Source organism: Myxosarcina sp. GI1 (genome assembly GCF_000756305.1).
In the GTDB taxonomy this organism is placed as follows: Bacteria; Cyanobacteriota; Cyanobacteriia; order Cyanobacteriales; family Xenococcaceae; genus Myxosarcina.
On sequence record NZ_JRFE01000009.1, the window covers coordinates 40,158 to 52,037 of the forward strand.

Annotated in this window: 10 protein-coding genes and 1 riboswitch; of the genes, 3 read left to right on the forward strand and 7 right to left on the reverse strand. The window is 40.0% G+C overall.

The annotated features are described in order from the left end of the window. Window positions 1–28 precede the first annotated feature (28 nt). A complete protein-coding gene (locus KV40_RS04505) occupies window positions 29–247 on the forward strand; it encodes a hypothetical protein (RefSeq protein ID WP_216595524.1) in 219 nt (72 codons plus the stop codon). A 13-nt stretch (window positions 248–260) separates the two neighbouring features. Here the strand turns inward: KV40_RS04505 and KV40_RS04510 are convergent, their stop codons facing one another. The 6 genes from KV40_RS04510 to KV40_RS04535 all read right to left on the reverse strand — a co-directional run bounded on the left by KV40_RS04510 (window position 261) and on the right by KV40_RS04535 (window position 7,485). After that, window positions 261–1,805: a mercuric reductase gene (locus KV40_RS04510; RefSeq protein ID WP_036478376.1), complete on the reverse strand. Its 1,545-nt coding sequence runs from the start codon at window positions 1,803–1,805 to the stop codon at window positions 261–263. Window positions 1,806–2,386: 581 nt separating this feature from the next. Beyond that, entirely contained in the window at window positions 2,387–3,766 is a 1,380-nt protein-coding gene (gene thiC, locus KV40_RS04515; RefSeq protein ID WP_036478377.1) for a phosphomethylpyrimidine synthase, read from the reverse strand. Between the two features lie 12 nt (window positions 3,767–3,778). Next, window positions 3,779–3,877: riboswitch (TPP riboswitch) on the reverse strand. A 124-nt stretch (window positions 3,878–4,001) separates the two neighbouring features. Then, window positions 4,002–4,244 (reverse strand): RNA-binding protein, encoded by a 243-nt coding sequence (locus tag KV40_RS04520; RefSeq protein ID WP_036478440.1) that lies wholly within the window; start codon window positions 4,242–4,244, stop codon window positions 4,002–4,004. A 207-nt stretch (window positions 4,245–4,451) separates the two neighbouring features. Beyond that, the gene (locus KV40_RS04525) at window positions 4,452–5,636 is read right to left on the reverse strand and encodes a DUF1822 family protein (protein ID WP_036478378.1); all 1,185 of its coding nucleotides are present in this window, start codon (window positions 5,634–5,636) and stop codon (window positions 4,452–4,454) included. A gap of 31 nt (window positions 5,637–5,667) precedes the next feature. Then, window positions 5,668–6,849, reverse strand: a complete 1,182-nt coding sequence (locus KV40_RS04530; protein WP_036478379.1) for a sigma-70 family RNA polymerase sigma factor — start codon at window positions 6,847–6,849, stop codon at window positions 5,668–5,670. Window positions 6,850–7,056: 207 nt separating this feature from the next. Continuing rightward, a complete protein-coding gene (locus KV40_RS04535; protein ID WP_036478380.1) occupies window positions 7,057–7,485 on the reverse strand; it encodes a pentapeptide repeat-containing protein in 429 nt (142 codons plus the stop codon). Window positions 7,486–7,920: 435 nt separating this feature from the next. Here KV40_RS04535 and KV40_RS04540 point away from each other — a divergent pair, with 435 nt between their 5' ends. Beyond that, the gene (locus KV40_RS04540) at window positions 7,921–8,685 is read left to right on the forward strand and encodes an outer membrane beta-barrel protein (protein ID WP_036478381.1); all 765 of its coding nucleotides are present in this window, start codon (window positions 7,921–7,923) and stop codon (window positions 8,683–8,685) included. 315 nt (window positions 8,686–9,000) lie between these two features. Continuing rightward, window positions 9,001–10,482 carry a dockerin type I domain-containing protein gene (locus KV40_RS04545; RefSeq protein WP_036478382.1) on the forward strand — a complete coding sequence of 494 codons (1,482 nt, stop codon included), beginning with the start codon at window positions 9,001–9,003 and terminating at the stop codon, window positions 10,480–10,482. 41 nt (window positions 10,483–10,523) lie between these two features. On the opposite strand, the gene KV40_RS04550 is transcribed toward KV40_RS04545, so the two are convergent. Beyond that, window positions 10,524–11,873, reverse strand: a complete 1,350-nt coding sequence (locus KV40_RS04550) for a glutamate-cysteine ligase family protein (RefSeq protein ID WP_036478383.1) — start codon at window positions 11,871–11,873, stop codon at window positions 10,524–10,526. Between the last annotated feature and the right edge of the window lie 7 nt (window positions 11,874–11,880).

Genomic DNA, 11,880 nt, shown 5'->3' on the forward strand with positions numbered 1-11,880 from the left:
AAAAAGGAGGTCGAGAGTGGCGATCCCCATGTTTCCAATTTTATTATTTGCAGCCGCATTAGTTAGCATAATTTTATACCTACGCACTAACTATGAAATTTATGGCTTATTGGCTGTAGGAATGTCGATTGCCTGCCTGATTTGGGGTTTGGTCATTGCTCATTGGTCGGTTCATCTGCTTGCATTACTAGCCTTATTTGTTCTCCGCAAACCTTTGGCAATCGCTACAGCTACGATTGAAAAATAAGCTAGATGCCAGTTTAAGATAACTTGGTCAAAAATCTTAAAAAAGTTTTAGTTTTGGCAGTTAGTAAAGTACGTCGATAGGCATCGGCGGCTTTTTTTATGGCTTCGGCTTGCGTGGGATAGGGATGAATAACGGCAGCCAGATCGCTCAAACCCAGACCACCTACCATAGCAGTTGTAATTTCACTTATCATTTCTCCAGCATGATTGGCTACGATAGTCGCTCCTAAAATTTTGTCCGAACCTCGTTTATGAACTATTTTAAAAAACCCAGCTTCTCCGTCTGCTAGAGCGCGGTCTACATCGTCAAAATCGATTTTAATAGTATTGCAATCTATACCTTTAGACCGAGCGTCATGCTCGTACATTCCTACATGAGCAATTTCGGGAGCGGTATAAGTTACCCAGGGCATCACTAAATTGCTAAGTTTGGATTGTCCCAGTCCAAAAGGAGCAAATAAAGTATTTTTAATGACGATTCTAGCTGCGGCATCGGCAGCGTGGGTAAATTTCCAACTCATGCAAATATCCCCCGCAGCATATATTTTAGGGTTGCTAGTTTGCAGATTATCGTTAACTTTTACTCCTTTTTTTGCATCGTACTCTACTCCTGCTGCTTCTAAATTCAAACCTTCTACATTAGGTTGCCTTCCCACACCAGCTAAAATCTCATCGACTAAAACTGAATCTTCTCGACCGCCGCTGCTAAAATAAATTTCTTTACCTTCGTCAGTTAACTCTACTCTTTGTATCTGGCAATCCAACACCAAACTAATACCTTCTTGGGTAAATACTTTGCTCACCATTGAGGCAGCTTCAAGATCTTCTTTATTTAAAATTTGAGAACTTTTATGCAACAAAATAACTTCACCACCCAACCGCCTAAACGCCTGTGCTAATTCGCAACCAATAGGACCACCGCCAATAACTGCCAATCTTTGAGGAAGTTCGGTTAGGGAAAAAACGGTTTCATTAGTTAAATAGCCAGCTTCTGCCAAACCCTCAATTTGAGGATTTACGGCTCTAGCTCCAGTGGCAATTACAGCTTTTTTAAATTTTAGAGTTTGGTTACCGACAGTAATTTTATTGTCGCCAGCAAAACTAGCCTCGCCAAAAAAGACATCTACCCCATCCTTTTTAGCACTAGCTGCCGAATCAACAGGACTGATTTTAGTTCTAATGGCGCGCATTCTAGACATGACTTTAGCAAAATCAATATCGATCTCGTTGGACGACCGCACGCCGTAAGCTTCGGCTTGTTTTACTGTTGCTGCCACGCGCGAAGAACGAATGATGCATTTTGATGGTACGCACCCGACATTAAGACAGTCTCCTCCCATGAGATTTTTTTCAATTAAAGCTACTTTGACCCCAATACCCAAGCCTGCTGCTCCCTTGGCAGTAACTAAACCTGCGGTACCAGCACCAATTACAACTAAGTCATAGCAACTGGCTGGGTTGGGATTTTGCCACTCAGGCGGATGAACATTTGCCAGCAGTTGTCGATTGTATTCGTCTAAAGGAGCAATAGTGACTGCATGATTTTGGATATTAGACATAGTGATTAAATTTATTAACTTGATTATGGCGTTGCTGGCTTTAGGTATGATTCTACGATCTTTATTTCTTATGAACCTATCCCACTAATAATCGATCGATCCAAATGTGGATAGTAGCTAGAAATAAGAAGGCATCAAAATTAGCTTTTTGCCGCTCCCATCTAATGACAAGGCGACGATATTTTCTTTGATACCAAGCAAAACACCACTCTTGTTTAAATCTGGGAACAGATATTTTAATTGGTCTACCTCGATTTTTCTGGGTTTGGTAGCTTGGTTTGGGAAATTGGGAACGAATATCTTTAATTCTTAATGCAGAACGCTTTTCTTTCGAGTCGTAACCAATGGGGTGCCGCTAAAATTTTAACTCTTCTTTTTGGATTACCTGGCTTGAGGATTTTGAGTTTTACACTGTCAAGTAAAGGAAAAATTTGTTTCTTACTTCTGTTAGCAGCAGTAGTGAGGTTGGCAATGGGCATTCCATGCCCTTTATTTAAGGCATGAATTAAAATTCCTTAAAAAAATAAACGCTGTAAGCAAAACCATACAGCGTTTACATACAAATCATTAATTCAGCGTAATTAACTTTGAGCTACGGTTGCACTTTCTTTAGCTAGAAACTTTTCTAACTCGGTTAGGGCATCGGCATCGACTTTAGTTTGCATCGGACAGAATTTAGGACCGCACATCGAGCAAAATTCCGCAGTTTTATAAATATCTGCAGGAAGAGTTTCGTCATGATATTCTCTAGCTCGTTCTGGATCGAGAGAAAGTTCAAACTGACGTTCCCAATCAAAGTTATAGCGTGCTTTAGAAAGCTCGTCGTCTCTATCTCTAGCACCGTGACGGTGACGGGCAATATCAGCCGCATGAGCCGCTATTTTATAAGCAATCAAGCCACTACGCACGTCTTCAGCATCGGGTAGCCCTAAATGTTCTTTAGGGGTAACATAACAAAGCATTGCCGTACCATACCAGCCAGCCATTGCCGCTCCGATCGCTGAAGTAATATGATCGTAACCAGGGGCAATATCGGTCACTAAAGGACCTAGTACGTAGAAAGGTGCTTCGCTACACTCTTCCATTTGCTTTTTAACATTAAACTCAATCTGATCCATCGGTACGTGCCCTGGACCTTCAACCATTACCTGTACATCATGTTTCCAAGCGCGACGGGTTAGTTCCCCTAAAGTTTTTAATTCGGCTAGCTGCGCTTCGTCAGAAGCATCGTGAGTGCAGCCTGGACGTAGAGAATCACCCAGACTAAAAGAAACATCGTATTTTTTAAAAATTTCGATGATGTCGTCAAAATGAGTGTAGAGAGGATTTTGTTTGTGATGATGCAGCATCCATCTGGCAATAATACCGCCTCCGCGAGAGACAATACCTGTCAGACGATCTCTAACTAAGGGCAAATACTCAATCAGGATACCTGCATGAATGGTCATGTAGTCCACACCCTGCTGAGCATGTTTTTCGATTATATGTAGAAAATCTTCAGCAGCCAGATTTTCAATGCTGCCGTGTACGCTTTCTAAAGCTTGATAAATCGGTACTGTACCAATGGGTACTGGAGAAGCATTAATAATAGTTTGACGAATTTCGTCGAGATTTCCGCCACCAGTAGAAAGATCCATTACGGTATCGGCACCATACTTAACCGCCAAATTTAGCTTGGCTACTTCTTCATTGATATCTGATGAGTTAGGAGAAGCACCAATATTAGCGTTTACCTTACAAGAAGAAGCAATACCAATACACATCGGCTCTAAATTAACATGATTGATATTAGCAGGGATAATCATTCTACCTCTTGCTACTTCCTCGCGGATTAAGTCTACGGGTAAATTTTCCCGCCGAGCAACATAGTTCATTTCTTCGGTGATTAATCCCTGACGAGCGTAGTGCATCTGGGATACGTTGCCTTGTCCGCGCCGCTTGGCGACCCATTCTTGTCTCATATTATTAATTTTTTCCTTAATAAACAGCTTCCCTTACGCTGGTTCTAACCAGATCAGGTTCTGAGGGTATATCTCAGCCACTATCAGCATCAGGCACCCCTAGCATCTGAGAGGATTGTAACACTATTTAGAAATAAGAATTCTATTTAAGATATTAAGAAAAACAAAAAAGCTCCCAAAAATGACAGAGTAAATCTAACATTTTTAGGAGCGTGATTTAGATTAATATATGAGCTTAACGAGGTCTAGCTTTATTGACTTTTAGCTCGCGTCCCATCCATTCTGCACCGTTTAAAGTGGCAATTGCTTTTTCTTCTTCAGCTTCGTTTTCTAATTCTACAAAGCCAAAACCTCTAACACGACCTGTCTCGCGGTCTGTTGGTAGATGAACTCTTTTGACAGTGCCATATTCAGCGAATACTTCGCTTAGGTCTTGCTTGTTAATCTCATAGTTGAGATTGCCTACATAAATTGACATAAGTTTTTTGTTGCCTTCTCAGCGATCGTTGTGTTTCGAGAGACAAGATTACTCGGAAAAAGAACTAGCTCAATACTTCGCGGAAAAACTCAATACTGAAATGCAAACTTTATCGTTAATCTTTTTATTCTCACCGCTATATGATAGCTATTAAAAAGAACAGATTGTAGCTTGTCAACAAAACTTAAACAAAGTTGCGCTCGTATTTCAAAAACGCAATATTTCCGATCGCTCGTTGTCGGGACTTGGTTCTACCTGCCAAACTAAACCTTCGCCAGAGTCCAAGCTAACTTCAAGGTAAAGTAACTCTACAGCTTCAATTGCTACATCTTCGTTATCGGGAAAATTCTGCATATCCTCAGTTAGTAGTCTGAGTTTAAACCCTTTGGGAATCGTACCGCCTAAAGTGAGGCTTCGCAGTTCAAACCGCCACGTTCCTCGTTCTTCGACTATAGGCATAATTTTTAGTTCGTAGGGACGGTTCTCAATCGTAAGCTGTTTGACTAAAGCCAAAGCAGTATCGCTTGCGGTTGCTGCATCTCTAGCACCGATCGCGCTGGGTTGAAACTGAATTTGTCGCCAGCCCAACTCTGTTAGTTTGGATACTTCTTCTGACAAATTAGATATTTCATTGTGCAACCATCGAGCTACAGAAAAAGAAGAAATTGCCCCGCGCCTTTTATTAGCCAAACTTTGACACCAGTTGGGATTTTGAATCAATCCAGCCCAAATTTCAAAAGGAATTGCCAATCTCGGTAAAATAATATCGTCATTGCCCAAACGTTGAATTAAATTATTAGCTTGTGCTGCTGATATTTCAGGTATAACTGTCGCTTCGGCTTGAGTTGGTTCGTCGGGACAAACCTCTCTTGCTACCCACAGCACATCTAAGTCGGCAATCATTTGAGTTTCTGTTAGAGAATAGGTGCGATCGCTATGACTGTAAATTCCTTCTTGTTTAAGTTTTTGATGGGTAGTATATCCCCAAACTCGCAGATAACCTTCATCTACATTTACCTGTACTGCTAAGTAGTAATCTGCTACCCATTCAGGAATATCTAACCACTCTCTAGCCACTCTAAATTCACTAAAATCTTCTGTTTCCGAAGCAATCAAAACCAGCTTGGCATCTCCATAAACTATAGAGGTACCACCAACTAGTTCCCAAATACTTTCTCTGGTAGTTTTGTTCGTTGAAGTCTCGACTACAATACCTTCTGCTTCCGATCGCAACCAGGGTAAAAAAACAGCTAGCACAACACGATCAAAATAAGATTGCCAACGACTGTTAGAATTAGCTGTCGCCTGACTTTTAGTCCAAGCAGACTGTAAGATAGATTGTGGAAAATCTAATACTAGGTGAGCGGGATTGAAAAGATCGATCGCAGTCATGGCGGAAGGACTCCTGGTTAATTTCGAGCGTTTATTCTTTGCTGTAGTAACTAGCTAGCCATTCTTCTAATAACGAGCTAATGCTTTTTAGTATGTCCGAGGTTAGGGATATATGCATAGTATCCTTACTCCAAACAGCCAAAGATTTGAGGAGCGTTTTTCTGACTTTTGATAACTTGCGCGAAATGCTATATTGCTGGGTGTTTAACTGTTTGGCTATTTGAGATTGTTTTAACTGCCGTGCGTAATAAAGTTCTAGTAGTTCGCGGTCTTCTGCATTTAAAGCCTCAATAGTCGTGGTTAAAAATTGATTGATGTCTGTCTGCTGTTGGCTGCGACGAGCAACTTCTTCGCTAGCGATCATTTCAGTTAACAGAGAATCATCTACTTCTCCTACTAAACTATCGGCTATAGTTCCAGAATCATACCCAGGCTTTGGTTTGTCAATTGAGGTAACGCTGGGAAATAAATAGGAGCGAGCCGCTCGAACACAGGCAAATACCGCTTTTTCTATACTTGCAGCTGTAGCAGAGTCTCCAGGAGAAGATAGTTTTTGTCGCTCTTGGTTGTATAATTCGGCGATCGCCTGCCAGGTCTCTGGTTGGGGTTTTGGCAGTTTGCGTGTCGAGTTTGCTCGTTCGGGAACGTAAATAGTTTTCAAACAATTACAGGCTAAAACGTAGCGTTCGATGGCTGTTTCATCTAATCCTGCATTGCTCAAAGATTCGGTTAACCGCTTTTGACTGAGTTTTCGCAACAGCGACCAATCCGAACAGATATCGAGTTCTTTTTTTTGGCGCAACAGTTCGCGAATAACATTGCCAAAAGTAATGCTGGCATAGCTTTTTAAATTAAACCCTCGTTCGCGATCGAAACCGTTGAGAACTCGCTCGATTTCTAAAATTGCCAGTTGAAAACAGTCGGCAACTCCATATTGAGTATTGCTAAAACCAGTAATTGTCTTACTTGCCGACCAGTAGCAAACCTCTTGTAAATAAGCAGCTAAATGCTGTTTGGCTATACTTTGTGGTTGTTGATGCCAAAGCTTGTGCCAGTATATTGTCCAAAAATTTTCTGAAGCTCGCTCTACTTGTGAATGGTGTTGCTGCATACTGCGGCGCAAACGGGGATCGGTTGCCCAACTATTAAAGCGATCGCAGTCAAACTGAACAAAAGTAGAAAAAATTGTAACTATATCTTGGCGAGGAAGCATCGAGCGCTAGACCGATAAAATAAGAAAACTTTATAAAATAAAATTTCGCCAACTTAACCGATCGTTATGAAGATTCAGAGAGTTGACGTTAATTTAGTTCTTGGTTTTTCAGATTATCTCACAATTACGCTCGAAATATAAGCGCGGCGTATTCGACATATTTAAGTTATGTCGTTACCACAAGTCAGCTAGCTTTTGTTAGTTTATTTATTCTCCACCGACTGCAATTCCAGTATTGGAAATTTGAGCGTTGGTTAGATTTAAATCATTCATAGATGCACCTGCAACGTCAGCATCGTGAATAGTGGCAGCAGTCAGATCGACGCGATCCAAATCGGCTTGGCTGAGAATAGCGTTAGTTAAGAAAGCTGATTCTAAGTTTGCTCCTTCTAGATCGGCACCAGATAAATCTGCGCCTTCTAAATTAGCCCCAGATAAATTTGCACCTTCCAAATTGGCATCTCTCAAATCTACACCAATTAAATGAGCATTTTGTAGATCTGCTCCTGAAAGATCGCATCCTCTACATTCACCTGTGTTTAGTAGCCGTTCGGCTGGTTGAGATTCTGCCTTGACGGGATTGACTAAAGTTAGTGTAGCGAATAATCCCAAAATTGCTGCGGTAGTGAATTTCATAATTTTTTCCTCTAGTGATAGCTATTTAGCTAACTTAAGTTTTCAAACCTCCTTGATTTAAGCTAAACAAATGTTTTTTATTTGTTTTCTTTAGTTAATTTATATCCTCATCTTCTCACAAAGCCAGCTATCTAAAGTCAGAATATCCCCTCGTAATAACCGAACTAACCATCGATTTAACTACCACTAAAGATATACAGCACTAAATGCTAATTTTTTATCCAGGCAAACTAATTTTTCAGATCGAGAGAAAAACATTATAGATAAATCAGTGGTTTATCATTGTCAAAATGGTTGTGGCGATTGCCCAAAAACCGCTCGTTAACTAATGAATTTCTTTTACAGCACCAAATGAATTCAAAATTATATTCGATCGTTTGAACTAATTTTCTGGGAAGTATAAGCAAGGCAATCAAAAAATAAGTCTATTTTAGAATGAGTCTCAAAAATACTTCCATAGTAACTGGTATGGCAAGCTGCATAGTGCTGGGTATTTATAATCCTGCAAGTGCTAGAGATATTGAAAGTTACGAAGATTATAAGCAATATTGTAGTTCTTATGCCTATCAATATAAAGTTCAAAGCCCCGACTGCGATCGCTACCAAGAAATTTACCAAGAACGATACAATCGAGAACTAAATATACAGCAGCCTACTAGAAGAAATTTAGAGCAAGATGAAAAAATCAATGCAGGAATAGATGGCTATGTTGGAGGAAGTTTAGGTTTATTTTTTCCTGACGATGATTCTCTGAATACTGACTTTGGTGGCAGTATTTATGCTGGAATTAAATTTAATAAATATGTAGCCACCGATCTAGAAATTAGTCGATTTGGTGGTGATGTTGAAGGTTCGGATACTATTTCCAGTTTGGCGGCTGATACTTATGGTTTGACAGCAATATTTATAAATTCCAGATTTATCTTACCGCTTGAGAATAAATCTCATGGTGTTTCTTTGTATATCAGTCCAGGAATTGGTATATCTCAGTTAGATTCTCGATTCGAGCTAGCAGATAATTTCGACCTAGTTTTTTCTGACGATACTCGTTTTACCTGGCAAATTAAATCTGGCGTATCTATTCCAGTTAGTCGTAAATTAGATATTTTCGGACAGTTACGATATGTCGATCGCGCTGGAGATGATAAAAATGCATTTAATTATTTCGCGACTGAAATAGGCATTGATTTTCAATTTTAAATTAATAAATAAAAAAAGTTTATACTGATTTTTTGTAAAGATTTTTGTTTACTGTAATATTTTGTATTTTCTATTATTTATAATAAATAGTATATTTTAATACAATACAAACATCTATGGTATAGCCTAGAGTCTGTATTTAGTTTTCAGTGCTGTTTTAAAGGCAAATAGCTGCCATTAATCGATCTTTTAGCACGAAACAAGACAAGACAAGTTTTTTAGATAATTAAAAATTGTCCTTTTATTTTTTGATGAAAATTAGTGGCGGCTTCGGTAGCGCACTTATCGATCGAAAATTAATTGGGAGAATTAGCCATGAGTACTCATACTCATTCACATCATAGTTCAAATCACAATCATAATCATACTGAAACAAGCAAGTCTGCTGCCCCATTATTGACTGTTCCCGACTTCAATGGAGACGGTAATGTAGACAATGCCGATATCAGAGATATTATCGCTCGTTACGAAGCAGTAGAGGGAGACGAATTATATCATCCTTTATACGACACAAATATTAATGGAGAAATAGACAGCTATGACATAGAAAATGTAATCCATGCTCTAGGAGAAAATGTACCTCTTATAGACCAACAAATTGCCCAGGCGACTCAAGCCACCATGAAATATTATGGTGCCGACGGTCTGGAAAATGCGATCGCCAATGGCTATATACCTTTTACCCAAGAAGTAGAAGGTCACGGTATTCACTACTTTAACGCTTCTTTGGCTATTGAAATTGCAAATTCAAAAGAGTCAGATATTAAACGTCCTGTAGGTTTGAACTACGATTTTGACGGAAATCTTTTGGCTGTGTTTTATATACGTGTACCTAATACACAGGAAGTAACACCAGACAATCCTTTGGGAAATCTTATGGTTGACTCAGCAGATGATTTTCCGCCCTCTTCATTTAATACTCTAAATGCTGATGACTGGCATATCCATCAAAACTTTTGGATGACAGGACTTGGAAGTTTAAACTCCGAATCAGTATATGGATTTGAAGAAGGGGTACCTATCGAAGCAACAGTTTCACGCTTACAAAATGTTGATTTTAAACTATTCCCAGAATCAGATAAACTCTTTAGTGCTAAATTCTGGATGTTACACGGATGGTTTCATTCGTTAAATTCAGAGGGAACTTTTGCTAATACTGACCCTGATGTAGGCATTTATGCGCCAGAAGAATTAGGCGTACATGGCGGACATCATTCAGGAAGTACCGATCTAATTTCTGGAACCGATGCAGGGGAAAAACTATTAGGTACCGATCGAAACGAACGCTTCAATGGTTTTGACGGTGACGATATAATACGTGGTGGACTTGGGGATGATTCTATTTGGGGTGGTCATGGTGATGACATAATAAGAGGAGATCTAAACAAATCCTCCACAGGTGGCAACGACATGCTTTATGGAGGACCTGATAAGGATAAAATTTACGGACAAAAAGGAAGCGATCGCCTGTTTGGTGGTACGGAAGACGATAAAATTTACGGTGGAGCAGGAAACGATCTAATTAGAGGTGGTTTGGGAGACGATTGGTTAAGAGGTGGTAGTGGCAAAGATACTTTTGTTTTAGCTAAAGGTGAAGGTACCGATACTATTACCGATTTAAAAATCGATAAAGATACGATCGTACTCTATGGTGGTATTGCTAGCGAAGATTTGTCTATTAACCAAATGAATAGCAATACGGAAATCAGCTTTGCCGATCGAACTCTAGCAGTTTTAAAAGGTATCGATGCCGATAAATTAATCGCTGCTAGTAATGATGTCTTTATGGCTGTTTAGTCGTTGTTTAGATTTTTAGGCGATCGCCCGTCAACTTATTATTAGGAATTCTCTCGACCCACTTCATCCAAACTAGAATATAGAGCATTTTTAGCTGAATGTTGCGAACAGAGATAATCTACTTCTTCTTCCAGGCGATCGCAACAGTAACGCACTAAAGCCAGACCGTCTTCTCGATCTATTTCCCCTGTTGTCGTACTAAACTTATTTAATAGTTGAGCTTCAGTAGTAGTATATTCTCCCAATGCGGTTTTAAAGTGAGCCAGGCGATCGGAAAGCTCGCTACGATCGAAGCTAAATTCTACAATTGAATCGAGATAATCTCTAACTGCGGCATTGTTAACTCCTTCTGTTACCGCAGCGTAGAGTAACTCACCATTAAGATAGTCAAAATCGGGTACATTTAATTCATTGTCTTGTAATTTAAAAGTCTTAATGCCCTTTTTTGGTTTAACTGTCAAACCTTCACGGCGCAATCGATTAGCAGCTTCGGAAACTAAAGCCACGAGTGATAGTGTAAGTTCGGGATAGTTACTATCCATGCCTCTAAGTTCGACAGTGCCGACAGAATTGAGACGAATGGGATTCCACCCCGCAGTTAACAGTTCGCCGCCAGAGTCTAAAAACATTTCTCTAGGTACTCCAGCGCGATCCATTGCCTGTAGCCAACAATGGTAGCGATTGAATAGCTGTTCGCTTAGTTCTTCTGCTGTTTCTACATAGGGCAGCAAACCACCTACAGTTTGCATTTTAGTATACACACCCTGCCAGGCATAGCGATCGCTACCTCGGTAGTGAATGGTTCGCATGGCTTTTCCCGCTACTTTACCATCGTAAAAAGGACAGGCGCGGGATAAAGCAATTATTGCCGCATCAAAGGCAGTAGCCAGATTGTAAATATTTACCAGTAGCGATCGCGCTTCGGGAGAAGAATTGTAAGCAATACCAACTTTACGATCTACTACGTTGTCGGGTAGGTCTAAATGAACGTGAGTACCAGTACACTTGGCTGCATTGTCAAATCTTCCCTCTCCTACGGTACGTACTTGCAAATGATAGTTGGGTTTATTCCTCATTACTGGCGTGGTGTATAAAGGATAGGTAGATAGGGGATAAAGCCTTAGATCTAGCCGATCGGCTACTTTTAGCAAGATTTGTAGCAGGTCGAGATATTCTTGAGTTAATTCGCTAAGATTATTAACTGGAACGGTGTTAATTTCAATAATACTTTTGACAAACTCAGGGGCAAAACATTCTGTCTTACGGTTTTGCGATTCTGCTATTTCATGACAGAGTTGCAAAAATTCATCGGCGCGATTGGATAAAAAACCCTCGGTATCTACGATGAAAAATTCTTGTTCTAGACCGAGACGAGAGTTGTCAAGCTGCATATCGTTT

Coding starts and splice junctions, on each gene's coding strand:
- KV40_RS04505 (WP_216595524.1), top strand. CDS start 29: ATGTTTCCAATTTTATTATTTGCAGCCGCATTAGTTAGCATAATTTTA.
- KV40_RS04510 (WP_036478376.1), bottom strand. CDS start 1,805: ATGTCTAATATCCAAAATCATGCAGTCACTATTGCTCCTTTAGACGAA.
- thiC (WP_036478377.1), bottom strand. CDS start 3,766: ATGAGACAAGAATGGGTCGCCAAGCGGCGCGGACAAGGCAACGTATCC.
- KV40_RS04520 (WP_036478440.1), bottom strand. CDS start 4,244: ATGTCAATTTATGTAGGCAATCTCAACTATGAGATTAACAAGCAAGAC.
- KV40_RS04525 (WP_036478378.1), bottom strand. CDS start 5,636: ATGACTGCGATCGATCTTTTCAATCCCGCTCACCTAGTATTAGATTTT.
- KV40_RS04530 (WP_036478379.1), bottom strand. CDS start 6,849: ATGCTTCCTCGCCAAGATATAGTTACAATTTTTTCTACTTTTGTTCAG.
- KV40_RS04535 (WP_036478380.1), bottom strand. CDS start 7,485: ATGAAATTCACTACCGCAGCAATTTTGGGATTATTCGCTACACTAACT.
- KV40_RS04540 (WP_036478381.1), top strand. CDS start 7,921: ATGAGTCTCAAAAATACTTCCATAGTAACTGGTATGGCAAGCTGCATA.
- KV40_RS04545 (WP_036478382.1), top strand. CDS start 9,001: ATGAGTACTCATACTCATTCACATCATAGTTCAAATCACAATCATAAT.
- KV40_RS04550 (WP_036478383.1), bottom strand. CDS start 11,873: ATGCAGCTTGACAACTCTCGTCTCGGTCTAGAACAAGAATTTTTCATC.